Source organism: Bradyrhizobium sp. CCGB12 (assembly GCF_024199845.1).
Classification (GTDB): domain Bacteria; phylum Pseudomonadota; class Alphaproteobacteria; order Rhizobiales; family Xanthobacteraceae; genus Bradyrhizobium.
Map to the genome: position 1 here is coordinate 5,355,177 of NZ_JANADO010000001.1, position 24,819 is coordinate 5,379,995.

Annotated in this window: 23 protein-coding genes and 3 pseudogenes; 5 read left to right on the top strand and 21 right to left on the bottom strand. The window is 57.8% G+C overall.

All coding sequences use genetic code 11. From position 1 onward, the window contains the following. Nucleotides 1-142: 142 nt before the first annotated feature. Nucleotides 143-970 (bottom strand): endonuclease III domain-containing protein, encoded by an 828-nt coding sequence (locus NLM27_RS24840; RefSeq protein WP_254145838.1) that lies wholly within the window; start codon nt 968-970, stop codon nt 143-145. Between the two features lie 56 nt (nt 971-1,026). Here NLM27_RS24840 and NLM27_RS24845 point away from each other — a divergent pair, with 56 nt between their 5' ends. The 3 genes from NLM27_RS24845 to NLM27_RS24855 all read left to right on the top strand — a co-directional run bounded on the left by NLM27_RS24845 (nt 1,027) and on the right by NLM27_RS24855 (nt 2,844). Beyond that, nucleotides 1,027-1,335, top strand: a complete 309-nt coding sequence (locus NLM27_RS24845) for a hypothetical protein (protein ID WP_254145839.1) — start codon at nt 1,027-1,029, stop codon at nt 1,333-1,335. An 83-nt stretch (nt 1,336-1,418) separates the two neighbouring features. Continuing rightward, entirely contained in the window at nt 1,419-2,195 is a 777-nt protein-coding gene (locus NLM27_RS24850) for a helix-turn-helix domain-containing protein (RefSeq protein WP_254145840.1), read from the top strand. Next, the gene (locus NLM27_RS24855) at nt 2,179-2,844 is read left to right on the top strand and encodes a nucleotidyl transferase AbiEii/AbiGii toxin family protein (RefSeq protein ID WP_254145841.1); all 666 of its coding nucleotides are present in this window, start codon (nt 2,179-2,181) and stop codon (nt 2,842-2,844) included. The genes NLM27_RS24850 and NLM27_RS24855 overlap by 17 nt, the downstream gene beginning before the upstream one ends. 80 nt (nt 2,845-2,924) lie before the next feature. On the opposite strand, the gene NLM27_RS44015 is transcribed toward NLM27_RS24855, so the two are convergent. After that, nucleotides 2,925-3,803: a hypothetical protein gene (locus NLM27_RS44015; protein WP_375142265.1), complete on the bottom strand. Its 879-nt coding sequence runs from the start codon at nt 3,801-3,803 to the stop codon at nt 2,925-2,927. Nucleotides 3,804-3,931: 128 nt separating this feature from the next. On the opposite strand from NLM27_RS44015, the gene NLM27_RS24865 reads away from it, so the two are divergent. After that, complete coding sequence (locus NLM27_RS24865) at nt 3,932-4,819, top strand: response regulator receiver protein (protein ID WP_254145842.1); 888 nt, start codon at nt 3,932-3,934, stop codon at nt 4,817-4,819. Nucleotides 4,820-5,611: 792 nt separating this feature from the next. Here NLM27_RS24865 and NLM27_RS24870 read toward each other — a convergent pair. The 14 genes and pseudogenes from NLM27_RS24870 to NLM27_RS24935 all read right to left on the bottom strand — a co-directional run bounded on the left by NLM27_RS24870 (nt 5,612) and on the right by NLM27_RS24935 (nt 16,765). Further along, a complete protein-coding gene (locus tag NLM27_RS24870; RefSeq protein WP_254145843.1) occupies nt 5,612-6,124 on the bottom strand; it encodes a hypothetical protein in 513 nt (170 codons plus the stop codon). A gap of 43 nt (nt 6,125-6,167) precedes the next feature. Further along, nucleotides 6,168-8,159: a c-type cytochrome gene (locus NLM27_RS24875; protein WP_254145844.1), complete on the bottom strand. Its 1,992-nt coding sequence runs from the start codon at nt 8,157-8,159 to the stop codon at nt 6,168-6,170. A gap of 9 nt (nt 8,160-8,168) precedes the next feature. Then, nucleotides 8,169-8,612, bottom strand: a complete 444-nt coding sequence (locus tag NLM27_RS24880; protein WP_254145845.1) for a copper resistance CopC family protein — start codon at nt 8,610-8,612, stop codon at nt 8,169-8,171. Nucleotides 8,613-8,740: 128 nt separating this feature from the next. Continuing rightward, nucleotides 8,741-9,208 carry a hypothetical protein gene (locus NLM27_RS24885; RefSeq protein WP_254145846.1) on the bottom strand — a complete coding sequence of 156 codons (468 nt, stop codon included), beginning with the start codon at nt 9,206-9,208 and terminating at the stop codon, nt 8,741-8,743. 95 nt (nt 9,209-9,303) lie between these two features. After that, on the bottom strand, nt 9,304-10,626 hold the full coding sequence (gene amoB / locus NLM27_RS24890) for a bacterial ammonia monooxygenase, subunit AmoB (protein ID WP_254145847.1): 1,323 nt from the start codon (nt 10,624-10,626) through the stop codon (nt 9,304-9,306). 88 nt (nt 10,627-10,714) lie between these two features. Beyond that, nucleotides 10,715-11,512 (bottom strand): bacterial ammonia monooxygenase, subunit AmoA, encoded by a 798-nt coding sequence (gene amoA, locus NLM27_RS24895; protein ID WP_254145848.1) that lies wholly within the window; start codon nt 11,510-11,512, stop codon nt 10,715-10,717. A 118-nt stretch (nt 11,513-11,630) separates the two neighbouring features. Continuing rightward, nucleotides 11,631-12,422 carry a bacterial ammonia monooxygenase, subunit AmoC gene (gene amoC / locus NLM27_RS24900; protein WP_254145849.1) on the bottom strand — a complete coding sequence of 264 codons (792 nt, stop codon included), beginning with the start codon at nt 12,420-12,422 and terminating at the stop codon, nt 11,631-11,633. A gap of 121 nt (nt 12,423-12,543) precedes the next feature. Next, a pseudogene (locus NLM27_RS24905) lies at nt 12,544-13,488 on the bottom strand (molybdopterin cofactor-binding domain-containing protein); the annotation flags it as partial. Nucleotides 13,489-13,566: 78 nt separating this feature from the next. Beyond that, nucleotides 13,567-13,819: pseudogene (locus NLM27_RS24910) on the bottom strand (2Fe-2S iron-sulfur cluster-binding protein); the annotation flags it as partial. 494 nt (nt 13,820-14,313) lie between these two features. After that, a complete protein-coding gene (locus NLM27_RS24915; RefSeq protein WP_254145850.1) occupies nt 14,314-14,640 on the bottom strand; it encodes a hypothetical protein in 327 nt (108 codons plus the stop codon). A 57-nt stretch (nt 14,641-14,697) separates the two neighbouring features. Beyond that, a complete protein-coding gene (locus NLM27_RS24920) occupies nt 14,698-14,937 on the bottom strand; it encodes a hypothetical protein (protein WP_254145851.1) in 240 nt (79 codons plus the stop codon). Continuing rightward, on the bottom strand, nt 14,906-15,736 hold the full coding sequence (locus tag NLM27_RS24925) for a DEAD/DEAH box helicase (protein ID WP_254145852.1): 831 nt from the start codon (nt 15,734-15,736) through the stop codon (nt 14,906-14,908). Before NLM27_RS24925 ends, NLM27_RS24920 begins: the two co-directional genes overlap by 32 nt. Further along, nucleotides 15,720-16,115, bottom strand: coding sequence for a hypothetical protein (locus NLM27_RS24930; RefSeq protein ID WP_254145853.1), 396 nt, complete (start codon nt 16,113-16,115; stop codon nt 15,720-15,722). The genes NLM27_RS24925 and NLM27_RS24930 overlap by 17 nt, the downstream gene beginning before the upstream one ends. 29 nt (nt 16,116-16,144) lie before the next feature. Beyond that, nucleotides 16,145-16,765 carry a hypothetical protein gene (locus NLM27_RS24935; RefSeq protein WP_254145854.1) on the bottom strand — a complete coding sequence of 207 codons (621 nt, stop codon included), beginning with the start codon at nt 16,763-16,765 and terminating at the stop codon, nt 16,145-16,147. Nucleotides 16,766-17,427: 662 nt separating this feature from the next. Between NLM27_RS24935 and NLM27_RS24940 the strand changes: the two genes are divergently transcribed. After that, the gene (locus NLM27_RS24940; protein ID WP_254145855.1) at nt 17,428-17,820 is read left to right on the top strand and encodes an avidin/streptavidin family protein; all 393 of its coding nucleotides are present in this window, start codon (nt 17,428-17,430) and stop codon (nt 17,818-17,820) included. 60 nt (nt 17,821-17,880) lie between these two features. Here the strand turns inward: NLM27_RS24940 and NLM27_RS24945 are convergent. The 5 genes and pseudogenes from NLM27_RS24945 to NLM27_RS24965 form a co-directional block, all read right to left on the bottom strand. Then, nucleotides 17,881-18,254, bottom strand: a pseudogene (locus NLM27_RS24945) (DUF2958 domain-containing protein). Further along, nucleotides 18,251-19,201, bottom strand: coding sequence for an ArdC family protein (locus NLM27_RS24950; RefSeq protein WP_254145856.1), 951 nt, complete (start codon nt 19,199-19,201; stop codon nt 18,251-18,253). Before NLM27_RS24950 ends, NLM27_RS24945 begins: the two are co-directional and overlap by 4 nt. Nucleotides 19,202-19,812: 611 nt before the next feature. Next, nucleotides 19,813-20,061 (bottom strand): hypothetical protein, encoded by a 249-nt coding sequence (locus NLM27_RS24955; protein ID WP_254145857.1) that lies wholly within the window; start codon nt 20,059-20,061, stop codon nt 19,813-19,815. 810 nt (nt 20,062-20,871) lie between these two features. Then, nucleotides 20,872-21,858 (bottom strand): GDSL-type esterase/lipase family protein, encoded by a 987-nt coding sequence (locus tag NLM27_RS24960; protein ID WP_254145858.1) that lies wholly within the window; start codon nt 21,856-21,858, stop codon nt 20,872-20,874. Nucleotides 21,859-21,871: 13 nt separating this feature from the next. Then, on the bottom strand, nt 21,872-24,571 hold the full coding sequence (locus tag NLM27_RS24965; RefSeq protein WP_254145859.1) for a CHAT domain-containing protein: 2,700 nt from the start codon (nt 24,569-24,571) through the stop codon (nt 21,872-21,874). Nucleotides 24,572-24,819 lie beyond the last annotated feature (248 nt).

A 24,819-nucleotide genomic window follows, 5' to 3' on the forward strand; every position in this document is an offset into this window, starting at 1 on the left:
CCGCCTCACCTCGACACCCAAGACAGAATTAACGCCAAGTGGCGCCAGTACCGCGGATTTTGGGCTGTTTATCGGCCCACGCCGGCTTCGCGTGCACTGATCACTGCTTCCCCCGCTCCCGCCGCTGAAGCTGTCATCGCTATCACGCGAGCCGTTCGACCCTGTCATTTGCGCCCTCCGAATATTGTCGATCCGAAGAGTTTCCTACGCACATCACGCCGTCAACCAGTTGTTGCATAAACTTTTGACCTAGCGCTCTCATGGTGCTCCACATGACGGCGTCCATGCTTGATGCTGCCGAGCCGGTCGCCCGACAGAACGCGAGAAATCGCTCTTCCAGTTCGAAGTAGCGCCGTGCCGGATCGGCTGTTTGGGGAAAGACCCTCATGATCTTGCAAGCCCTGACGATGTGAACATCCAGGATCGCGACGTCGTTGCTTGTGCGGCGATTGCGAACAATCCACGAAGCCGTCTTCGGCCCAATGCCGGGCAGCTCCAAGAGTGCATTTCGAAGCGCGACGTCCGACAGTTCGGGCTCATCCACGGCGGTCAACATCGCAAGCGCGCGCGCCAGGTACGCCGCACGTTGCGAAGCGAAGCGATATTTCACGTTGCGGCCGGCAATCTCGAGCGGACGTGACAGGAGGTCACGTAGTAACGAGCGCTGATCCAATGAGGTTGATAGCTGCGGAAGGGCACGGCACACCCTCTGCGCGGCAGCGACACCGACCTCAGCCGGGATGCCGTAACCACCAAGGACGCAATACACGACTTCTTCTTCAAGCGTGCGTCCGAGCTGGAAGCCGCCTTCTGACGGCTTTCCCGTCAGCCATGCCTGAGCAACCCAGAACGCCGGCGTGAGAGGGTGCTCGAACGCGCCCCAACGCAGATCACCCAGCAATGGCGCATCCGGCTCTGGCAGATCCAAAAACTCAAACTTGTCGCCAAACCTTCCGACGACTCGTTGCATGGGACACTCTCTTATGCAATGAATAGCCAGTTTTATGTATTACATAGAATTGGTCAATGCCCACAGCTGACTTGTTGACCCGTATCGAAGCCAGAATGCGTGAGACAGGAGCAACCCAGTCAACCGTGGCGCAGGCGTGCGAGTTGTCGCAACCTCACCTCAGCAAGGTATTGAATCGAAAGATAAAACTTGCGAAGAAGACGGCGGCAAGACTGGAACTATGGCTTACCGCGCCCAGCGAGGCGCGAACTCAGAACTCGCTGGCCCTTGAGACGATCGCGACAAAATTGGAGAGACTCGCTCCAAAACGAAGAATGCAATTTATTCAATTGTTAGCGGCGGTTGATGATTTGCTAAATTCGTAAATGCGTAGAGCGCACGACTAACGGCTTGTTAAGAAGCCTTTCAGATATTACACTTACTTCACTTATTACAGATGGAGGCCGATTTGGCCGAAGATCTGACCCGGCTGAAGATTGAAAGTAGCGAACGTGACGAAGCGCGAAAGGGAGCTAAATTTCTCGACCGCGCCGCGATGCTCGAGAACGCCGGTCTCTTCGTCACCCAGGCTGATGGTGAGATAGTCGCAGCAGAAATGCCGCCGTCTCTGCTCCATGCCATGAAAAGCATTCTCACGGCACTGGCTGAAACAGGTGAGGTTTTCCTTCTCAAGTCTGATCCCGAGATCTCTCCCGAGAAGGCGGCCGAAATTCTCGGCATCTCTCGGCCGCTGGTTTACCAACGGATGGACTCAGGCAAGCTTCCTTTCCGGCTGGTCGGACGGCATCGACGGGTTCTCGTCGACGATGTCATGACACTGAAGCGCCTCGAGGATCGCCGTCGCGGCTTGGCGGATGCGTTTGAGCTCGATACAGAAAAAACGACAGGTCCTGCGACAAACGCTGAAAATAACAGCCTGCCCTCTTCCAGCCGCGCATTCGGATCAAGTGATATCGATCAACTCGTTCTCGGTACCACGAACGCTCCGTATCGCCGAACGATGAGTTCGACCGACCTCGTGGCTCGTATAACCTCGAGAGATTGGCGAAATTGGATTGCACATGTCGCAACGTTCTTCACGGAAGTACGCCCCGAGCTTGTTCTGGAATTTGCACAACGCCACGCCATTCCCATTCAAGACTTGGCGGCTTCCTATGAATCGATGAAGTCAACGACCGGCGAAAGCAATCCAGCATTGGAGAAGGCACTTGAGCGGCTGGCGTAAACTTCTTGGCCGAACGCTAGACGGGCTTTCGGAGCTCAAACAACAGGGGCAGCCGGTCCCCGATTGGGTCCTGGGTGGTGGCACAGCCCTGATGATCTACACCAACCACCGGCTGAGCCGGGACATCGATGCGTTCATCGATGATCCTCAAGACCTTGCCTTGTTGTCTCCCGACACCACAGACGTGTGGAATTGCACCGGTTGGGACAAGGCCGCGCACTATCTCAAGCTCAGATATCCCGAGGGAGAGATCGACTTCATCGTCAGCGGCAATCTCTCGGATCTTGATCCGATCGAGAAAGAAATTGATCTGACATCAATTCGAGCGGGCTGGAAGCCAACAATTGTGGTCGAGCCACCGGCTGAGATCGCGCTCAAGAAGATGTACCATCGTTCAACGATGCTGAAGCCGCGTGACATTTTCGATATTGCGGTCATCAAGAAGGATTACGGCGACACCCTCTCCACAAACCTGGGCGCAGTCGCTTCGAAGAAGAAAGACCTTCTTCAACGCGTCAATAGCATCCGCGTCGACTACCTCAAGGCTGACCTTGCTGAACTCGACATCCAGCCTGGATGGGAACATGAGCAGGAGACTTGCCTCGACACCGTTCGCACGCTCGTGGCGCAGATTCCGGAAGCTGGCTAAGTCTAAAGTCGTTCGCGCCGGCGGGGGATTCTTGGCAGCACCAAAAATTGCGACTGTTTCAGTACCTCAAGGCAAATCGATCAAACAATCCGAGGACTCCCGATCACCGTCGCGCATGGCTGCATCGTCCCCTTTACCCTCCTCATCTGGTGCTTGGCCGTCGCCGTCCAGCCCGGTCTCATTGCGGGATTTGTCATCCTCAGGGCGGATGAAACCGCGTTCGATCCTGACGGTGCCGTCATGATTGAGGATGACGAAAGCGCCGCCGCGCGCGACATCACCGGATCATAGGCCTGCCGTTTCGCTTCCAGCTGCTCGACCTTGACCCCCAGTTCACCGAACCGTGCATCCACCTCATCGGGCAGTTCCTCGGCCGTTTGATGCTGCTCGGTCAGCCGGTCGAACTCGCCTTGAGCCACATCAAGAGCAGCCTGATCTTCCGCCGAAAGCTCGACAGGATGCGGTCGGCGCGGCGCATGGGGTGGCAAGCGGAAAGCCCCTTCGCTGGGAACCAGAACGCAAGAAAATTGACGCCCTTCGCTTGGCGGCAGTTTTCTTGCGTTCTGGGCGGAAGGGGCTTGCACGCGCGAGGGCGAAGCCCTTAGGGTCTTTGCGGCGGCAGCCGCATAATAAAGCGTCCCATCGAGGAGACGGACAGCGTCCGATCCTCCTGGTCTGCGAGCGCGGACAGTGACGGGCCGGATAAATTCTCCTCCCATACGCACGAGCTGCGCGAGGTCGCGGGCATCGTTCTTGTCCGTCTTGTTGCGGTACGTCTTGAGAAATCGGTGCGCTTGAAAGGCTTCAAGACATATCAACCTCAATGGGTTGGCCCATGCGGCATGGCTTACCAAGACGTTTCGTGAGGTTCGGGAGCGAGGACCATCGCCCTTAAGACGCTCGAATTCCGCTTGCAACGCCACAATTTTTGTTTGTTCATTGCGGCGCCTCTGTGACATGAGGAGAGGCGCTTCCAACGGTTTCGCACAGACGCATGACAACGCGCGGTAAGTCGCCAAATTTCAAGATGAAGCGTCGGCTCGCCAGACCGTCGAGGCGATTCAGCTTTGATCTACGGGGTCCGCAAATGAAAGTTGAAGAAGCACCTGCCCCTTCTGAGTCTATTATTGACAGCCTGCTCCGACAGATCAGCACTTTCCTGAGGATCATAGTCACGATCGTCGTGGTGGTTTATGCCTACGCGAACCGCGAAAGATTGTTCGACTGGCTTTCGACGATCACGCACGGTGAAGCATTTGGCGTCAAGTTTGACCGGGAAGCCGCAGAAAAGAAATTCGCCGATCTAAAGGGTAGCGCTCCGCTACTTCAAGGAAACGGCGAGTTCTTGGAAGGCGCTCTCGCGCGTGCGGCAAGGGTTGGTGGTGCCGTTTCAGGCGCGCGGGTGTTATGGCTGGACACCAACCTGCCCAACAACGTTGTCGAACGACAAGCGTTGGCGGCGATGAACGTCAGCGTTCAGCGAGCCCTGTCGCCGGAGGATGCGCTGAAGCTTGCACGGCAGGCGGCGCTCGATGATGAGCCCTACGACCTGATCATCAGCAATGTCAGCTCTCTGCCGGGCTCGGGCCCACTGCAGAAATGTCCGGTCGTGTATACGGGGATTCCGCGAGACACTTCCTGGCCGGGCTCGCCGGCCGAATTTAGCGCGGCACAGAACCGTTCCCCGCCAATGGGTTTCGCGTTTGCCGAGGCGCTCGCGTCCGACAAGGACACTTCATCTGTCTACATGTCACCGGAGCGTCCCCGGCTGATTTTCTACACTGCATCCAACGGCGGAATTGTATCGACGGTTTGCGCCCGCCTTATCACGAATTACGCAGACATCCTTCTGCAAGGGGTCGTCAGCGCCCTCGAAGAAGCCCGCTGGAAGAAGCTGCCGCCGCTACCACGGCCTCAACCAACTCCGGCGCCGGCCCCACTCGCTGTGGAATTCGTGAAGTCTCCTGAAAGGTGACATTGCGGCCGTATCGCGGGCGACCTGATGTCCGCAGGATATGCTGTTGTTGCGATATCTTGAACATGGCCTGACGAACTTGGCCGCGTGGGCCTGCTGGACAAGCGGGTTCACTGGTTGACGGTTCAAGTACCGCCGCCTGTTGCAGACCAGCTCCGACTGCCTACGCCAGCCATCGCGACAAAGGCAGTCGATCCGGGTTGCATATGCGTTGATCTATGCAACACCGAGAGGCGCAGCGCGCAATTTCGCCCGAGCGGTTGAAAATCAATTCTCCTGCCCAATAATCGTCTCATCTCGTTCGCCGTTTGCCCAAGGCATTCGGCTTCCGTTGATGCCTCCGGGCGTTACGGAGGCCTGCTTTGGAGAAGTATGCAGAAGATAGAAGTCACTATTGGGCTCATTATCGATGATGACGGTAAGCTGCTTGCGACGACAGATCTCGTGAGGTCTACTGAACGATAAGGCCATCAAGTCATTACCTGATAATCTCAGGGTTGCTGCGCTTGGTGTCAGCTCGAACTCGACGAGTGCTTGCGGTGCAGCACTTCGCTCGCCCCGAATAATGCCTCTTGGGACTCGCACGAACTCTGTAGTTATTGCGATCACGTGATGTCGAAGGACGACCAGTCTGACTAAGTCACAAAACCGCAGGCTTTAGCCGGCCAGAGTCAGCGATGGTTAAAGCCTCGTTCGCAGCGTCCGCCCAAAATCCTCCCGGATCAGCTAGCGCACTCGCATGACTTTCCTGATAATGGCTCACACCTAAGCCCCCAATGATTGACGGCTTGCTCATTTTGATTCCTTCACAACGACGTTGAGGGTCTGTACCGTCTCGGAGATTGTGTGATGCTGCAGATCCGCCCAATAGAGTCTTATTGTGTGCCGACCAGGCTTGGCAGGTAGATCGAAAACATAGAGATAGCGGCCATCACCAAGCTGAATCAGTTGGTCTGCCATTGGCATTAGCTCGGTTTCGTCCATCGCAACATGCAGATGAACGCTCGGATTGGCAGAGCTCATGGTCATTTCTGCGATGTTATCGTCGGCTTGGAAAACGAAAGCAACACGCTCGCCGATGGTATTACCCGATTGCGGCAGGAGGATCTTCAATGCGGGCAGCTCGCCGGTATTTCCCGATCTCGCAACGGGCGCACCGTCAGACCCGTGCATATGGTGCATGCCCGGCTCATGGTGTTGTGCGTGGGCTGGAGCCGCGACCAGAGCGCCAGCCACAAGAATCATGCACCAAATGAACTGTTCGAATCGATCGCCAAACCGGCTGGGACGCGATGATATTTGCATGCTTTCCTCCTTTGTTTGCGAGCCCTGAAAGATTTCCACTAGTTCAGTGCACATGTTGAGCGGGTGGCGGGAGATTTTTGGACTCTCTATTGAGAACTCGGACGCGCGAGATCAGCTCGTCGGAATTTTCCCAACCACATTCGTCCTCCTCGTGCAACCAGCGCGCACGGATGTATCCGAACCTGTCGATTAGGAATTCCATGGAATGTCTTCCCATTTCCAAACGCTTGGGATCTCCACGATTTGTGGTGCTCCGGGAGAGCAGATCGTAAGTTTCTCTAACCTCTTGTGCTCCATGCCGGACATTCGGGACGCCCGCCGCCAGCTTTGCGTCCGGCGACACGATAATCGCCCACAATCGTTCTTTCCGGAATCTTTTCTGCTCAAGGCGTAGCTGTTCGACGCGCATTGCGTCGGACTTTTCGGGAAACACGAGCAGCACATTGCTCTGCTCACGGAAGTCCTTCAGCTCCCTCTCCGCCCCATTTTCGTCCTCTAAGAAAAAATTGGGAGCCCCCAGCCACGGATGATCCGGTACGATTTCAGGCGAAAGGAGGCGCGCCTGAAATCCCTCTGAAAACGTCCGCAGGAAGTTGATCACATCCCAGCGGGCCTGTTCGTCCAATACATCAGCAAATCCGGGCATGCCGCTTTTTGGAATTCCATGGCTAAGCCACCAAAACATGTCACCGGCCGTGTGCAGCGCAGTATGCGGTTCGCTCAAATTCGCGGCCGGCTTGGGAAGGGTCGACGCCGCCGGACCATCGCCAAGCCCTCCGCTGCCGTGGCAATCCGCACAATTCTGGGCAAATAGACGCTTTCCATTGGTTATTGATATCGTCGAATAGGCAACCGACGGGCGACGGTACGTATCGGGATAGGCTTGCACGGATATCTGCGACAGACCGCCTACGACCGAAATAACGGCGGCGGCGCTTGCTGCAACTGCTTTTACCTTTTGCGGCTTTCTCAAACAAACGAGCAGGCCCCAGAACAGTGACAATAGTGCTAGTGAGAAGGCGCCCGACGCGATAACGGGCGTCGGCCACGCCGGCCACGTGGCTTCGATCGAAAAGCGAAACGGCAGCCACCAGATGGGCTGATCATGTCGTGCTGGTATGACTGAAGAGAGCGCGGCTGCGCAGCCGACGATCAGAATACCGCAAAATAATTCAGTTGCTGCCCATCCAGCTCCTGCAAGAAAAGCCGCGGGTTTTGCTCCTACGGTTTCCATGACGGGTAGGAAGCGCGTGCGAATCCGATTGGCCACCAACAGGATGCATGCAAGTAGAGCAAGCTTCGTCATAATTAGTTGACCGTAGGTCGTGCCAAGCCACTCGCCAGCCGAACTAGCGGAGCTAAACGCGAGCACCAAACCTGATGTGACGACGACGACCACGAAACCGATTGCTAGTTGGGAGAAACGTCGCAGCGTCGCTGCGACATAGACGCGCCGAGTCTCCGTGGGGGTGACAGCGACCGAAGCCACCAGCCAGATCCAAGCCGGTAAGGCCCCAAGCCAAGCAGAAACCGCGAGCACATGAAGTTGATAGGTCGGAACGAGCCAACGGCTGTCGTCTTCCCCGGCGGCGTGTCCAGCAAGTGGACCAATCAGCGCGATCAGTGCTGCTGTCCCGGCTGTCACGATTGAAGCTGAACGTTTCTGCTCCCTCGACCAGCCGCGAATTAGGATCGCTGTCGACAGCAGCAAAAGAAGAGAGAGCGCTAACCTTGCAAGCGTGATCCGACCGTAATGTGTGTCAAATCCGAAGCTTTCCAGCGCCTGGCCAGACGCTACTATCTCCGGTAGTGCCATATCCGTCGCAATCGCGACTTGAGCGATAAATAGCCCAGCGGTGCCGAAGAGGGAAATGCTGGCCGCCCAGAGAAAGCTCTCCTTCACTCGTCTTTGCCAAGCGGCAAGGAACGGATCGGAAGACGGCCCTGCCAACAACAGAAAGAGTACACCGCCTATGACCCATGCAAGCGCAATGTCAGCGATGGCCTTGCACAGAGCTGAAAACAATACCGTCATTCCGCATGCCTAACGTTCCTCGACGGTGAACTGATAGCCGTAGTCCACCACATGCCCGTCTTGCGAGAGCACGCGGTAATGAACCGAATAGCTGCCCGGTCTAATGTCAGATACTGCCGTTACCATGCACTTCGGATCATTGCCTGCTTTCAAATCGCCGAGCGTTAGCGACTGACCGTTGGCGTTCTTGAGCTCCACTTTCGAAAACTTGAGCTCTATGCGTTCGTTGAAGCACAGTTCGATCTGCTGCGGCGAATGAGCTAACACTGCCCGGCTCGCGGGATCGGACTTCACGAGAGCGGCATGTGCAGAGACAGCCGTCGGCAGGCACACGAGGCCAACGCACAGCAACGTGATGCCAAGCGCTGATACCGGACGCCTGCTTGCGGACGAGAGTTCTTTTACCGTCTCTTGAATCAGCCTAGTTCGCGCCCTGCCGGTGCCGGCGGTCAAGTTTGGCGTGCCAGCCCGATCAAGTGATGGCCCCGTCGCTACTCGGATGCAATCGCTCTTGTTTCCGTGTTTTTCGTGAGACATGAGTGTGACCCTTATTGCCGGACAGCGGCCGGCAAAATGCTAGCCTAGCTTTCCTTGCGCAACGTGGAGTACCAAAACAGGGCGGCTCCGGCTGCCAGCGTTCCTAGAACGATTGCGAAACTGTCCCTATATCGGACCCAAATTCCGTTGCCGTAACCAACCGAAAACGGAAATCTCGATACGTATTTCGGTCCGTCGCCGACTGTCACGAGGCCCACAAAGCGCCCGGATTCGGGGAACGTGTACTGAAACGATAGTGAGCCTGTCGGATATTTTTTTGGCGGGATTCGAAGGACGGCCTCGCCGTCTACGTCGTTGCCGGCGTCTCGCAACAACCGCACCTCGATGGGCAGATCACGTAGCACATCGCCGACGGCATCCAAGACGATGACCGTGCGGCCAATTTCCGGAATGTCCTCGCAAAATTCCTGATTCCCCTGCTTGGCCGGCTGGTATCCGGTAAAATGCATCATATAGGGCCCGGCGCGAAGCTTGCACACGTCTTTCTCCATCGATACTCCCCCGTGTGCAATCGCTGGCCGCGCCCCGCCGCAATCTAGGATGAGGAGCAAAGGTGGAATTCCAAGCACCGCGGCTTTTACGATGTTCAACCCGCACCTCCTTTCGGATTCTCAGCCGTGCGGTTGTCGGGATCGGTGAATACAGGGACCATGGGGCCGCTGACGTTTGAGATTGTCCGCTTGCCGTGCTCGTCATAGAAGAACAACAGTCCTCCCAACGTGTTGTCCGGATCGTTGATCAGGCTACTCAAGCGCTCCGTTTCCCATGCCGCGTCGGCCGCTTCGATATCGACTGTCTTCGTTTCACCCGGCTTGAGCGGTCGGCTGTCGCTCACCTTAAGCCCATTCGGAGGAAGCAATTCCTTGGGGTAATTCGGATCCACCGTCGCCATTGCCTGGCTAACCTCATGGTTGATGAAGCGCTGATTGGAAGTTAAGAACTCGCCAAGCTGTTCTGACGAGCTCCCATTGTTCGTCAGTGTCACGTTCATACGAAGCGAGCGGCCAGGGACGTCATAGTTTGACTTGTTGACCACAACTTTGACCTGCTCAGGCACTTCCGGTAGGGGCTCGACGGTTGCGCGGGACCCCTGCAGCGGCACCGTCCTTGGATAAGCGGTGTCGGTCGCCTGAAAGCCGAAGAATACGATGAGAATCGTCGCCACGAGCAAACCGGCCCCGAATAGGCGATCGGTGCTGGTAACGAGCTGAGATCGATCGCCGCCTTTTTCCGTCAACGCGCGAAAACGAGGCAGCAGAAGCGGCCGGCGCAACCACCAGACAAGCCACACGATGGCGACCGCAACCCACAAGCCATGCCAGACGAACACCCTGTCAAGGCCCCAGGTTTCGAGATTGTCGATAGTCTCGCCACTGAGAGTTTTGATTGAAAGCTTGAAGTCGCCTTCGTTCCCCGTCACCGTCAGCCAGTTTCCCGGACCGAGCAGCGGCCCGGCTCCCATCACGTTGATCATCGGATGGACGTGATGGTGGCCTGGCACTCGTCCTTTGAGCACTGTTTTGAATTCATAGTCCCGGTTCAACTCCAGTTTGGTGGACTGAATTGCTGGGACGCCATTAATGTAGCTCTCGGTTCGGGCTAGCACCGGGCCCGGCGTCCCGTTTCCCAGAAAGGCCGCTTCGGGAAGGGGTAGGTTGACTGGCCAGATCGGGAAGAGTCGGAACTTGCCGGTGACAACGATTTCACCGTTCACGGGAATTTCGTTCGTGCTCCACTTCACATCGTAAAAATGAGCCGTTCGCATCCGCAGAAACGGCTCCTGATTGCGCTCACCATGCGCCAGAGCAGCATCTGGGACGAAGGTCAGTATTCCGATCTGCATGATCGCCGCCGCTGCCGATAAAACTACACGCACGCATGAGCTTTCGTGGAAACAGAATGTTCTCATTTGGAGTCCTCCACAGTCCCAGCAGAATCATTCGGCTGCGACGAAGCGCCCTTGCAGGCTGGTACCGTCTATCGCTTTTTGGGCTGTCTCAGCTGGCCTCATCCTTATCGGTGAGCCCCATGAAATTTTTCAGGGTGTTTGGCGTCGTTACCACACGAGCGAGGAGCATTCCGATATGCCACCACGCCAAATACATCAGTATGGATACGAACGCCGAGAAAAAGGACGCGATAATGGCTGAGTGGCCACCAAAAGTTCGAAGCGTGCCTCGCTCTATCAGCCGGATATACTCAGGCAGTGCGGTGCGGGTGAAGGCATAGCTGATGTAATCGCCCACGGAAACGAGCTGCCCCATCACTTCTACGGGTAGCCGATATGGCGCCAGCCAAAACCAGTTAGTCGGGTAGAAAAGCAGTGCGAATGCAAAGGCGCCGGACATCGCCGTGAACAAAAAATTCCCGGTCAGCAAAAGAGCGACATCGAGGACTAGTGCGCCAGGTATCAGCAGCGCTGGAATGACCTCGCTCATCGGAAAGTACGACCACAGGTGGAAACCGAAATATCGATTTATCCACTGACCGAACAGGAGACAAACGACCGCAAATGTAGCGGCGATTGGAAGTCTAAATTTCGTCCAAAACACATACTGCAAAGCTGCAGGGAATGTTATGGCCATAATTGGAGTCAGGGTGACCCACCACTGTCTGTCTTTCCAATCGATCCACATATCCCAGTCCCCTGCGGTCAGCATGTAATGCAGGTGGAATGCGCCGGAGACGGCCAGAAAAAGGATGGCGGCGAGGAGAAGGTCAAACACTCTTGAGATTCTTGCTGACTCTTTAGGCCATTCGAGGCCATACAGTCTCACAGACGTTCCTCCTTGCATGGCTTCCTCCTAATTCTTTTACCGAGTTGAGATCGACTTCCTGGAAGCCGACGCCCGACATGATTACGCATGCTTTGCACATGCCGGGCTGTCAGCGATTAATGGTTCATAAGCGGTTTCAGCGCTGGGTGGCGACCGAAACTTCGTCCTCTTGAGAAAGCCGCCCGATCACTTCAAGCATGTGCATCGCGATCTGGATCAGGAGCCCACCCATGGCCAGCACACTCCAGCCCATCACGACAAAACCCCAGTGCAAGGGATAGGAGAACACCTCTTCCATCAGGAAGAAGGCATGGCCCCACTCGTTGTAGCCCAAGTTCGGCAATATTAGAAACGGACCTACAACCGCGAGCACGAATGGAATTGAGATCTGCGTTGCGAACTTCGGCAGCCTCGTCATCGCGTACAGAAATGATCCCACGCCAAACAGCACGTAGAGTGGCATGGTGCCGTAGAACAGCACGATGTGACTTGGCGTGAAGCTTGTATCCCGGACCACAACCTGATGCCATGAGGCGTCCTGCTCGGCAAAGAAGCTGGTAGCGAACCAGACGCAAAAGGCATAGACGAAGATGAATAGGACCAGATTGAAGTAGCGCCGGAGCTCTTCCCGCGGTTTGAGCACGCCAAGATTGCGGTCTCGCGTGAACCATAGATACGCCCAGGTCACCACCCAGAGCAAAGGGATGACGCTAAGCTCAACCTTCAGCAACGTCATCCAGGCGGCATCGAACGCGGGCTCAGTCGAATCCAGGCCGGCACTCCAAGCATAGACCTGCTGAAAGATGCGCCAGAACACCATCAGCGCTAGCACCGCCAGAGTGACTCCTGCCGCAAGTTTGAAATTCCCCATCGGCTGAGTACGGTCCTCAGCGGCAGACTTGGCGTTATGAGTCATCGTGATCGACATCTTGTCTCCTCCTTAAGATTGCCTAAGGTATGATGTTGTTTACGAGGGAGGTGCTTACTCCGATCGTTGACCGCAAGGATATGATCTGTCTTCAAGCTCCCAGCTTTCTGGTTACCTCCTTGAGGCGGCCGAAATCGTCGGCCGCGACGAAGTTGACGAAGGAGGTCTTGCTGGTGCCCGGGTCGACCTTGAGCTCGCAGATATAGGCGCCGGCCCGGAAGGTGAAGTTGGTCGGGTCGTAGAAAGCGCTTTCCTTCAGGCCCGGCTCCATGCCCTCGGGCAGATTGTACGCGGTGTAGGCGACGGGCGCGACCATCGGCAGCGCGATCGACTTGTCGGTGCCGGTGACCTTGAACTCGTCGTTCTCGATGACGATGTCGGCCTCCGAAGCCTCCAGCGCATGCGCGGCGATCGTGTAGTGCTCCTCGGCCGCGTCATCGTCGGCGATCGCCGAGCGTGGCTCCATCGGATTGGGCGCGAGGCGGTTGTTGGTGACATCCATCTTCAACACGTTCACGGCCTTCGCGAAGGCGCCGTTCACTGAAGTTTCGTCGCCGATGACCCAGTCATAGACCTGGTTACCGGGAGCTTTGGGGAGAAGTTGCGGCGCGCCGGCCTTGATCGTGGCGTGCAGGTCGGCAACCGCCGCCAACTCTTCGTAGTCGACGACCACAGCCTCCGCCGCATCGCGCGCCAGATTCTCGCTTTCGGCGATCACGACCGCAACTGCCTGTCCGACGAAGCGCACCGTCGCCGGCGCCATCGCAGGCCATGCGCCCATCTTCATCGGGCTGTCGTCCTTGAAGGCGATGGCCCAGTCGCAGATCAGGTTTCCGACCTTGTCGTCGACGATCTGCTTGCCATTGAGCACCGCAACCACGCCAGGCATCACCAACGCGGCGGAGGCATCGATGTTCTTTACCTTGGCGTGTGCATGCGGGCTGCGGATGAAATGGGCATAGGTCATGCTTGGCAATTTGATGTCGTCCACGGACCGGCCCGTGCCAGTAATGAACCCCTTGCCTTCCTTGCGCACAACGCTGGCGCCAATCCCATCCAGGCCCATGTCCGTCTTCCCGAGCAACTTTATTTGCGCACTTACGTTTGAAAGCGCAGCGACTCTCGATCGGCGGAGCCGCGCCGCTTATTCGGCGGCCTGCGAAACCTTCATGCGGCCGGCCGCATCCAGCACCGCCTTGACGATGTTGTGATGCCGGTACAGCGACAGATGTTGCCTTCGAGCTCGCGGCGGACGATGGCTTCATCGAGCAGATCACCATGACGGCGCACGATATCGACCGCCGACAGGATCATGCCCGGCATCTCGTTGTGCGTCGGACGGATTGCTCCGGTCCATAACCCACGCAGTGCGATTGCAAACCATGATTATCTCGATATCTTTGATAGCCTGATCAATGAATCGCTTCCACGGCGTTCCGTCGGGGTTAGCTCCCAAACATGTGTGATTCTTTCGTGAGGGTTCTTTCTGTCCGTCTTGTTGACGTAGCGAATGCGTGCGCGTTTAGCCATTCTCGTCTCTCCTAATCTCTCCTAAATCTGCAAATCCTGACGGACCAGCATAGACCAACGGTTGGATTCGGCGGCCACCAATCCAGGTAGGTGCGGTGCAGTCTTTCTCCGCGATACTCCTTGCTCCCACCCCTGAGAATTGAGCCTCCGCCATCAACTGGAATTTCGCATTCACAGCATAGAAGACGATCAGCGGACCGAACTCGGTGGCGCAGCTGAGCATCATATGCGGTGAGTCTCGTCGTCAATCACCAGCGCTGGTTACCATTCCCGGCCGTTTTGCTCCCTTAGACATCACGAAGGCTGGCAATATACAACTTGACGCTGCGTAAGCTTCAAGCCCCTTCGAGGTGCAAATATCCTATGCTGGCAAACGCAATAACCAGCCCATGCGCCTGCCCTGCCGATGCTTGGCTTGCGGTATCGACGGGCTGCCTGGGGTGATTACGCCTGCATTCGCTCGGGGAGCATCAAGATGATCGTGCATCCCGCAGAAGGTGGTGCAGGCAATCGAGACGCGCAGCGGGTTCGCTGTGCAAATCAGCGCGTTGTTGTCGAGGACGATCTTGAAGCAGCTATCCTCAAAAGCCGCTTTCATTTCGTCATAGGTGACGTCTTCTCGGTCAGCATGCGGCGGATCTGTCCAGATATGCGATCTCGTTGCGCCGGGTTCTAATTTTGCAGTCACCGAAGTCTGCTCCCAGACCCCTCGTCAGGTCTTCGAGGATATGTTGTGGCATCATCATCAGTTTGGTGATGCCGCAGAACGCCTGACGTACCGGTTGGTGAGGAAGATCGAGCGCATCGCGCCCGCTCCCGAACGGAGCTGAACCGAACGATTCGGCGCGCCTTCGCACAACTGCCGCGCGCGCCGCTCGACGTCTTTGTAGTCCACCGGACCAATCGCCTCATGGAGCCGGAGTTGGGTTTTGCCTTTCGAGACGTCGACAGCCTCAAGCAGTACAGCGACATTGCGATCGCGCACCCGGGACATCCGGATTGGTTGGAACAGAATTACCGCGGCATAGCTCTGTTCGGGAACCGTGATCGCCACCGGGTTGAGCAGCCTGCCAATCAACGCTGAACGTCGCTGGGGCCTTGGTCAGGACTCGACGCTTTGGCTCCTGCGAGGCAAGTCCGAGGGTTGCCGCCTTGACGAGATATCGCGCCGCGGCCGGAAGCTCCCGCACCAGCCGTTGCCAGAGCTCGGCATACCGCACGGCGCTTTCTCGATCGGTCTCGTCAACGACAACGAACTGATCGAACTCGTCCACAATCACGAGATCGAAAGATGCAATCACGTCATCGGCGATGCCCCGCGCGACGGCCCCGGCGAGGATTCCGGGCGTCGAAACAAGAAGGTCACTTCGCAGAATCGTCCGTCGCAGCGCTCCGGGATCGCCGGACTGGTCGTCGGTCAGCCGGTCCACCATCAGGCTCTTCGCAATCCAGAGCGCCACATCGAAGTGCTGAACGACCAGGGTGCGTGACGGCACGATCAGCAGCACGCGGCTGGGGGGGCGCATTTTCTTCCAGAGCGCTGCCACAAGGCACGCGATCAGCGTTTTGCCGGTTCCGGTTGGAAGTTCAATTCCGGCATTCCGGCCCGCGAGCGCGATTTCAACTGCGCGGATCGCGGTCTCGACCTGATAACGCCGCAACGTATAGGCACGATCACGCGCAACGTCGTTTGCAAACAGCGCCTTGGCGATGTCCCAAAGCGTTGGGTTGGATTTCGACGCCTGTGAACGCGAACGTTTGATGGGTTTATGGCTTTTGCGCAAGCGTCGTCCGAATGCCCCTGGCGATGCGCCAACCGTCAAAACTCAACCACAGCGACACAGCGATGAAGAACGAAAGAAAAACCCAGAGAGCGCGATGGACATGCGGATATAATGGGTCGGCGGATGCTGCCTCGATCATGACAAGACCGTTGACGAGGACGAAAACGACAAATGCTAGAACCAGTCCGTTGATCACATAGCTTTGGACATTGGCGAGTTTCTCGATCTCGATCTTGCACTCGACGATCGCCTTCTGCTGGTTGTCGTTGCCTTGCGCCTTGTTGAGCTTCACCTTCTGCGCGAGCGCAACGAGGTCACGAAGCCATTGGCTGAGCTGAATATTAAAGAAACTGCCGACAAGGCCGGCCAGCGTCAGCATCAAGCCAACAGTCGCCAAGGGATTTGCATTCATATGCCATCTCCGGTCGCAATTGCCTCAAGGATCGAAAGGAGCGTTTCAGCCGGCACGCCGAACCATCTGGAATTTCCGAAGCCCGGCTTCGCTTTTGGAGGTTTCGGCCGTTCGCGCTCGGCCATGAAGGCCGCTAGCCGGTCGTAGACGACACGCATCTCGTCGGCGGCGCCAGGTGACAGGCTTACGTCGAACTCGGTGACGTGACCTTGGCCTTCTTTCCTGGCTTCCTCGGCACGGGCCTTGTACCGTTCGAGCTGCGTCTTCAATTCGGCTCGCGCCGCTTGGCGCCATTGAGAAGCTCGCCGGGCGCGCAGCAGGCGGGCCAGATATCCGGCGCGCGCCAGATTGATCCCGAATCGTTCGTAGATCCGCGTTGCATCGGGCTGCTCGTCGACGAATATTCCCTCATAGAATCGGGAGAGCCAATATTCGGTCTGCTGACTCTGACTCTCGAAGCGTTTGTCGCCCACGATCCATTCGAGCAACAACGCCGCGGCCAGCGGCTCAAGATTGCTTTTGAGGCTTTTCTTGACAGTCGGAGAAGCATCGTTGGAGAGAAGCGCTTGCGCCCGGTCCAGCAGCGCTTTGCGGGCGTCGTCCTCCGGCTTTGCCATGTTCGTCCCCCCGATACGACGGTCAAGTTCGACGCTCAGAGTCGCGCAGCTACCACCATTAATAGCGCGGATCGCTGGCCTACAACCATCAACAATCGTCCGCAAGAGCTTCAGTACCTGATCAGCAATCTGCTAATGTGACCAGCCGAGAGGCAAGCGCGCGAGCGTCCATCTACCCGGCAATAATGTGCGGTATGGTCCATACCCCGCCAGCCGCTGGAGGCGGCACAATGTCGATGTGAGGCGGGAGACCTGATTCCTTGGACCTGATGCGAGTCGTCAGGCTTGTCGCTGGGTCCTCTGCTCTCAGCATTCCGGCCGACGATGGCGGTCATGGGCAGAAGCCTCACATCACAATAGCCGAGAATCTGCTCGGATACCAAGCGCCGCGGGCGCTTGATATATCCGACTTCGCCGCGATCCGGCGCGATTTGGCGCATACAAGCCGCATCCCGGCGCCGAACGTAAGATAAGAGTGAAGAACGTCAGCCCGAGCTTCACCAAAAATTCGCTGCAAGAGAACAGAAGGATTGGGGAGAGCGAGCTCATGTACGGTTCATACGAAGGAGGTTTAGAAATAGAAAAAGCTGCGCAAGTCGTTGTGCCAGCCGAGCACATGATCTAAGTTGCTACCTTTAAGCGAACTCTTTTGGGGCTTCAATATGAAGAGATTTCTCGGACTTTTGCTTATCGCTCAATTCTTGTTTCTTTCCGGCGAGGTCCTGGCGCAGGGGCTTCCTGCTCCCTCATACTGGAAGAACGAACGGGGCTCGGAACTGTTTATTTGGTCTGCTAATAACGGGGCAATACAAGGGACTTTCACAAATCATGCTCAAGGGTTTGCGTGCCAGGGCATTCCTTATCCTGCATCGGGAGCTGTTGGTCCAACTGGCTTGTATTTTGTTGTTACTTTTGCCCAATGCAATTCCTTTACTCGTTGGGTCGGAAAAACTAACGGCGCTCAAATGCCCACGTCATGGACGCTGTTCTACGTTGATAAGAACGGTAAGCCTAGCAAGTTGAAGGGCACAGATATATTCACGCGCGTATGGTAGTTTGCGGCCCTCTGCCTCTCTTCTTTCGGCGACATCACAACGTAATGATGGACAGGCGCGTCACTTGCCCTCCCGCTTGGCCCACGCCGCGGCATAGCGGACCCGCTCCGCCTCCCGGATGCCGCCGGTCCGCCGCGCGGCCTCGACCCAGGCCGAAATCGGGACTATGCCCTCGAAGAGAGTGTCGCGCTCGATTCCCATATCGAATGGCAGACGGACTGCTCCATCATCTCTGCCAGGCTGAACGACCCCAGTTCGAGTTCGCCGAGATCGGCCAGACAGAACAGCGTGTCGCCGTCGGAGTCGAGCTCGGTCGCAAGCCAGAATCCCGCACCGAGCGGGTTGAAGAATTTGACCACGGGAACGTGGTCGACGTCGGGCTCACGGCCATTGGCGAGCAGGCGCTCGCGTATCTTGAGAGTCAGGAGGATCATGCCGCCCTCACGTCAATGACGGGCTGAGCCTGGTCATCGGCCGGCAGGAAACCGAGAATCCAATCAGCCGCCTTGCTAGCCTGCGACGCGGCGCGGACGACGGCGCGGTTGTCCTCGCGTAGCACCTGGAGCCAGGAGCCGATGTAGTCGGCGTGCCGGACGGTCGGCACGATGCCGAGCGAGGCGCAGCAGAAGGCCGCATTCATTTCAGCGACCAACTCTTCGAACGCATATTTCCTGGTACCGAAGCTGCCGGTAAGATCGCGACCAAGTCGGGAGGCATGGCCGGTGGCGTGACCTAACTCGTGCAGAGCCGTGCGATGCCAGTTGATCGGCTCGAAGTAGACGTTCGGTGGCGGTACCGTGACGAAGTCGGCGTCCGGCGCGTAGTAGGCGCGATTGCCGCCGATCCGAAAGTCGATGCCGGTGGCTTGGATCAGCGCCTCGACCTGCGGCTCGATCAGGCCCGGCGGGGGCGGCGGCGCAACGATCGCCACGTCCTCGGGCAGGCCCTCGCACTGCGCTGCATTGAAGACGGTGAACCGTTTCAGGAACGGAATCGTGGCGGCTTCTTCGCCGGTCTCACGCGCGCGCTTCTTCTCGTCGTCCGGCACGAAGCGGTCGGCATAGACGACGGTCGTGCCGTGCTCACCCTTACGAACATTGCCGCCGAGCGAGAGCGCCTGGCGAAACGTAAGCCAGCTCTGGCCGGGATAGCCATGGGCCACGACGGCGCCCCAGAGGATCAGAATGTTGATCCCCGAATATTGCCGGCCAGTGGCGGCGTTCTTCGGCATGGCGAGCGGCGCCTTCGCCGCAGCCGTTGCCCAAGGTCGAACCCAGGGCACACGGCCGGCCTCCAGCTCGCCGATGATCTTCTCGGTGATTTCGTCATAGAGGTTTGCTCGACTCTCGCTGGCGCGCGCTCGAACAGCATGTCTCGACATAGCGAGTCTCCGCGACGGGCGACGCGAGCCTCTCCCGCGACTTCCAACCCGTCACGGCCAACCCGGCCGGCACTCTCACTCTAATATCGCGGCCGTTCATAGCGCACAGGCTGGCCGAAAGGCGCTGACCGGTTCCGCGAGCGCGCGGCGTCAGGGATGGAAGCCCGAAGGGTGAAGACCTGCGAAGCAGGGCTTCAGCGCAGCCAACAGCCCGATCCGAAGGGAGATGCCATAAGGATCAGACCCCTGACACAGCATATATCTTTGTCGTTGTAGCAGTCTCGACCGGTCCGTTGTCTGCACGGCGCTCCGGCCGATTTTCAAAACGTTCGAGCAAGATGTGCATCGCGTTTCGCTTGCGGAGGGGACTGGGAGGGCTCGTTTGGGAACGAGCACTTGCGGCAGCGTGATGGCATACTGTCGGGATCCTGTCGTGACGAAAGTGCAGTGGCGATGTCAGGCTGGCCACCCGCAACCATCCCACGACGACTTTGAAGGCTGCATACCGGCGTATTCCTCCACTGACGAGACGCCGCAAATCATCCCGCCCTCTTTCTAGCCGCTTCCTTTCAAACTCTGAGGGATCAATCTTATTCACCATCTCGATCGCCTCAGAGAAGGCGGTGTCGAAGTGTGGTGTAAAGTGAAAGAGACACTCTTGCGCGGTTTTCCTCAAACCAGCTGCCTCCCGAGCGCGCTTGTTCATAATCGACAGCGGCCTTGTTATCGCCGTTCATGATGGCCATGTAAAATTGCCCCATGAACTTCTCGTAGCCGCCTGCGCTGAGGTCGATCAATGCAGGAATGAGCGATGCGTAGTCCATCATCCGCAGCCACTTCAGGCCGACCGGTTCGTGCATGGGCTTCCCTTCTTTGCGCTCGTGCTGGTTGCCGACGAGCGTGAATTCTGACGTGCCGAGCTCAAGTTCGGGGAGCGGTTACTCAGCCCAAGGATGAGGGATGAGCAAGCCGATCTTGCTCGCAAAAATCCACGGATCAGTCGGCAAAGGCGAGCACGCCGCTCACACGCGTATTCTGGGGCTGACCATCTGGCGGCCCATACCAGACGCCGTCAGGCTTGCGCAGCTCCTCGACAATCCCTCGCCGTTTGGACCTCTGGAGAGGCGCACATACTGCCAAGCAAGGCATCGATCACCGCCTGCTCACTGTGATGCGCCGACAGCGCGTTGAGGACCACAAGATAGGGGTGGTCAAGCTTGATAGCGGGACGCCTTCTTCTTGAGCCCGGGGCGGATTTCCTGACTCGGGTCAATCCGCATGACTTGAGTCGCCTTGTAGATCCGCCACCATCACCATTGATATTCCATCGACCGAAGAGCAACGCTTCACCAATCCCCAAGCGCTTCCGAAAGATCACGCCAAGGAGAGCCGTACCTACGATCTACGTCACATCTTCCACAAACATGCTGTCGTGCCCAGTAGGAGCCCTTCTGATCAGATCGGCCTATGATCTGCGGGGTATTCGCTCCTACGCCCCGTCGTTCAAAAAGCCAACTGCTCCGTCGCACCTAAGGACCGCCGCTCCAACGGAAGTCTTGAGTCTGATTTGCTCTTAGAAAGGAAATTCTCGGAGTCCGCACCAGCCGGCGAACATACAAAAAGACGGGCCGCAACCGAATTGGCTCGCCTGGTTTGACAGAGGCGATGTTCTATAGTCTCGCAACAAGGTCAGCAAACTTCTTGCTGACCAGCCTAAAGCCCTCCTCTGTCGGATGCAGCTCGTTTTCCCAATGCTTCTTGTAGGTCCCGTCGCGCTTAAGTGTGTTGCGAAGATTCAGATAGTGGACATGTCCAAAGCTAGGGATGGCGCTCACGTCCTTCAACATCGCGTTGAACTGATCGATGAGCTTGATGACTACGGTGGAGTTCTTGCCGAAGTCAACGTGGCCCTTCCTCCGGAATCCGGGCTCCAGCCAGGGGCCGGGAAGCAGCCAGAATCCGCCCCAGAAGCCCCGGCCATCGGGAAGCGCGTAGTCGTAGCCGTGTGTCACGATGGGAATCGGTCGACCGAGATAGGTCTGCGCGATCCTGGTCAGACCGCTGATGATCCGTTCATAGGCCGCTCGCAGGCGCACATCGATCAACCCGCGAACAATATCGTCATTGATGGCCGGAAGGGACGATGCCGCGTGGTTCAGCAAAATCGCGAATTCGTCTCCGGCAATGTCATTGCCGCCGCCGGACAGCAGAATCGCGCGCGGGACTTTGTTGGCGCGCAACAACTTCTCCAGCCGCCTCGCAAACTCCTCGAACTGGCCACCTGAGTGCGCCATGTCGTCGACAGTATCGCCTTTGTGAGCAACGGATTCGACGTCGTAAAGATAGTCGTCCTCGAGCACCTGAAGGACATCGTGAAAGGGATAGTCAAACCAAGAATCGCCCTCGGCGATCAGGACGCCCGCGCTCACCGGACTTCCGAGCAGGGCTCGCGTCCGGGCGGGAATCTGTGGCGGCGCCGGCGCTCGCCGTGGTTTGGGCGCACGAGCCATTCGTCTGACCGTCGCTGCCCGCTTGCGATTCCGTGTGGTCCGGAACGCGATGACATCCTCCGCCATCGCCTGGCCGCTCCTTATTGCGGCGCTCACGCCGGAAGTAACGGGCGCTCGCCGTCTTGACTTGCGTACCTTCTTCGCCATCACGCATCTCCATTTATGGAAAGACATTGAGCAGTGCATCGAGCGCATCGAGCTTTGCGCCGAGATGCTTTAGTTTTTCCCGGCAATCCTTGTCGAACCGCTTCCGGGCGGCGAGATGTTCGAATTTGCGTTCCCGGTTGAAGAACAGCGGGCAATCCTTGCTTCCCCTTTCGTGGCCGTCCAGATCGCCATAGAACCCCGCGAGGTTCCCAACCATCTCATTGGCGATGACGCGATCGGTTTCGCGTCCTTCCGGCGCGAGCTGGTCGAATCCGGCCACGGACTGGATCACGATCGGCGGCTTACGATTCTTCGGCCACCAACCGTAGGTATTCTCGCATTCATCATCCCGCATCCAGTGACGCGTAATACAGGCCAGGATGTCCACCTCCAGCTCGACCGTCATCCCGCGCAATCGCTTTGCAAGACGTTCTGCCCATAGAAACATCGGCTTGCCTTCCCGCAGGTCCCAGACATCGAGTGGAACCGACAGGCGAACGAGCTCGAAGCCAAACTCCTTCTGGGCGGCATTCATCTGCGCGAGCGTGCGATCCAATGCCGGAAAGACATTGTCCATGTCCCAGACGGCGACGCGAACGCTGTGCGCGGCAGTCGCGCGCCGTGCATCGGGACGCACACGGGTTTCGGGAACGAAGCTGCGCCTTGCTGGCGGCTTGCACAGCACCTGGCTTGAATCTCGCGCATACAGCACCGGAACGGCCCAGTCGATCGGTTCGCCGTGCAAAGAATAGTTGACCGCGATGCGCGCTTCACGCGCCGACTCGCCGAGAGAATTACCTTGGGCGAGCGACCAATAGAAGTGCTGCGCGAACGAGGTGGCAGACGAGTCCAGGACGCTGTACTGGTTTGCGACCACCGCCGGCAGCCCGTGCGCGACCAGCGACTGCGCGACCCCCTTGTTGAACTCTGCGCGCCCTGCGGCGCCGGTTTCGCAGGCATTGAGAAACACCAGGCTCAGGTTTCGGCTGCAGAAAATCTCGCGCACCGAACGTTCGCCGAGGCTATGCTCTTCTCCTTGCTCATTCACAAAGACGAGGCGCCCCTCGCCGCGCTCCTCATCATACGTCCCGTGGCCGATGAAATGCACGATGTCATATTTACCGTTCGAGAGATGGCCGTGCAGCTTTTCGGCCGTTGCTCGCGCCAGCGGCTCGACGGTCACGAGCCCGGCCGCGATGAGCGGCTCGAAGCCGCGCCGGATCACCGCCTCTTCCTGCTCGATAGACAAAAGGGCGTATCCGAGGGGCTGAGCCGACGCGACCAGGATCCGCAACGGTCCGGCCCTAGGTTTGATCTGGTCGGCGGGAATACTGGTCAGAACATTGCGCGTGAAGCGCATCTCTTCGGTCGCAAGGAAACACTTCCGCCCCGGGTCGTAGGCGAACTCCCAGGGCTTTTCGGCGATCCAGGGAATCATCGAGGTGAAAATGAAATCGAGCTTGCGGCCCTGCCGCGTGCGCGCTTCGTCATACAAGCGGCGGACGTCGCCCTGAAACAGCGTATTGAAAAGCTGTTCGCCGAAGGCGATCATTTCCTTGTCGCCGGGAAGCGAGCCTTCTTCCCGGTTGGTGTATTTCTTGATGCGCTCGTGCGTTCCGATGATTTTCCCGAACTGGGTCTTCTCGCCGTCCTCGCCGGCACGTAGCCGCATCAACGATGTGACGCGGGCGCCGCCGTAGCTCGCAAGCACCTGGGCGAATTCCGGTGTCTCACCGCTGCGCGGCGTATCGCGGTTCGACCGAAACTCGTCCATGACCACGAGCTCGAATACGTTTCCCGGACCGCTGTAGGACGGGGTTCCGATTGCGGGCTCCGGCGGTGTCGCGGCGTCCGGCTGCTCCCGGGATCCGGGCTCCGCCGATTCCGGCGAGCTGTCTTCGAAGTCAAATGGCGGCGGTGTGGCGGTCCTGCTCTTTTTCGGGTAGATCGACGCCGCGAACGCATGGTCCCTCGGATTGATGTCCTTGCCGCCCTTGATGGGCTTGCCGTTCTTCATGATGGCGCCGGGCAACTGATAGCACATGATCGAGATCGGATCGGCCTCTTCGGTGCCCATGATCGATTTCTTCGCCAGCGGCGTCAGAACCTGCTCTTCCACTTCTTCGGGAGTCCAGCCCTGGTCCTCGTCGAAGAAACTTATAGCCTTGTCACGATCGATGAGCTTGACGATCTCGCTGCGCATATGCTCGTGGTCGAACCCCAGGGTATGTCCGGCTTCATGGCGGACAACGCGCTTGAATTCGGCTTCCGACTTTCGCATCGTGAAGCCTTCGAGGTTCATGGTCGGCTGATTCTTGGGTACTTCCAGAATCTCGGTACCGACATATGACCAGTAGCCAGCCTGATCTTCGGGAGAATCGAGCCGCGCAATTCGGACCTGACCGACCCCGGAGGTTTCGGCAAATTTTACGTTGGCTTTCTCTCCCCAGGCGTTCATGTGGAGGAGGATGCGCTTTCTCAAGTCACTCTTTGGGCTATCCATGAAAGAGACGCTCAATTGCACTCCCTTGACCGGCCACTTGCGACCGACCACCACGGCGATGCGCCGCGGGCCACCTCGACGACCAACAGGCGTGCGTTCGATTGTGTGCCGCTCGGTCTCGTTGGCTGGATTGATTATCAGCGCTCTCCGCTCCGCGTTCGCGAGCATTTCGGGCTGAAGAATCTTTGGTCGGCAGACGATGACTGACATCCGGACCCTCTGGCTCTCAGCGGTTGTTACAACACAACGGAGTCACGCAGGCGTTCGCCGTGCGCCAAAAGCGCGACTATTCGCTCTCGGCACTTGCCGCCCTACGGGGAAATTGCGATGTGCTCAGCGCAGCTAAGCAGCGCTGACTGCTGGAGTACCAAGCAGATTGGTCACGGCAATTATCTCCACGTATCACGCGTTCAACAGTCAAAATATTTGAAGCTCTCAAAACCCGGCTAGGCAAGTGT

What these genes read in the sequence shown, in the direction of transcription:
- NLM27_RS24955 (WP_254145857.1), bottom strand. Translation starts at nt 20,061, where the DNA reads ATGCACGAACCGGTCGGCCTGAAGTGGCTGCGGATGATGGACTACGCA.
- amoC (WP_254145849.1), bottom strand. Translation starts at nt 12,422, where the DNA reads ATGTCGATCACGATGACTCATAACGCCAAGTCTGCCGCTGAGGACCGT.
- NLM27_RS24930 (WP_254145853.1), bottom strand. Translation starts at nt 16,115, where the DNA reads ATGCTGACGCTGGCCGGCCTTGTCGGCAGTTTCTTTAATATTCAGCTC.
- NLM27_RS24840 (WP_254145838.1), bottom strand. Translation starts at nt 970, where the DNA reads ATGCAACGAGTCGTCGGAAGGTTTGGCGACAAGTTTGAGTTTTTGGAT.
- NLM27_RS44015 (WP_375142265.1), bottom strand. Translation starts at nt 3,803, where the DNA reads ATGTCACAGAGGCGCCGCAATGAACAAACAAAAATTGTGGCGTTGCAA.
- amoA (WP_254145848.1), bottom strand. Translation starts at nt 11,512, where the DNA reads ATGCAAGGAGGAACGTCTGTGAGACTGTATGGCCTCGAATGGCCTAAA.
- NLM27_RS24870 (WP_254145843.1), bottom strand. Translation starts at nt 6,124, where the DNA reads ATGCAAATATCATCGCGTCCCAGCCGGTTTGGCGATCGATTCGAACAG.
- NLM27_RS24950 (WP_254145856.1), bottom strand. Translation starts at nt 19,201, where the DNA reads ATGTCGAGACATGCTGTTCGAGCGCGCGCCAGCGAGAGTCGAGCAAAC.
- NLM27_RS24845 (WP_254145839.1), top strand. Translation starts at nt 1,027, where the DNA reads ATGCCCACAGCTGACTTGTTGACCCGTATCGAAGCCAGAATGCGTGAG.
- NLM27_RS24965 (WP_254145859.1), bottom strand. Translation starts at nt 24,571, where the DNA reads ATGTCAGTCATCGTCTGCCGACCAAAGATTCTTCAGCCCGAAATGCTC.
- NLM27_RS24885 (WP_254145846.1), bottom strand. Translation starts at nt 9,208, where the DNA reads ATGGAGAAAGACGTGTGCAAGCTTCGCGCCGGGCCCTATATGATGCAT.
- amoB (WP_254145847.1), bottom strand. Translation starts at nt 10,626, where the DNA reads ATGAGAACATTCTGTTTCCACGAAAGCTCATGCGTGCGTGTAGTTTTA.
- NLM27_RS24935 (WP_254145854.1), bottom strand. Translation starts at nt 16,765, where the DNA reads ATGGCAAAGCCGGAGGACGACGCCCGCAAAGCGCTGCTGGACCGGGCG.
- NLM27_RS24960 (WP_254145858.1), bottom strand. Translation starts at nt 21,858, where the DNA reads ATGGCGAAGAAGGTACGCAAGTCAAGACGGCGAGCGCCCGTTACTTCC.
- NLM27_RS24865 (WP_254145842.1), top strand. Translation starts at nt 3,932, where the DNA reads ATGAAAGTTGAAGAAGCACCTGCCCCTTCTGAGTCTATTATTGACAGC.
- NLM27_RS24875 (WP_254145844.1), bottom strand. Translation starts at nt 8,159, where the DNA reads ATGACGGTATTGTTTTCAGCTCTGTGCAAGGCCATCGCTGACATTGCG.
- NLM27_RS24940 (WP_254145855.1), top strand. Translation starts at nt 17,428, where the DNA reads ATGAAGAGATTTCTCGGACTTTTGCTTATCGCTCAATTCTTGTTTCTT.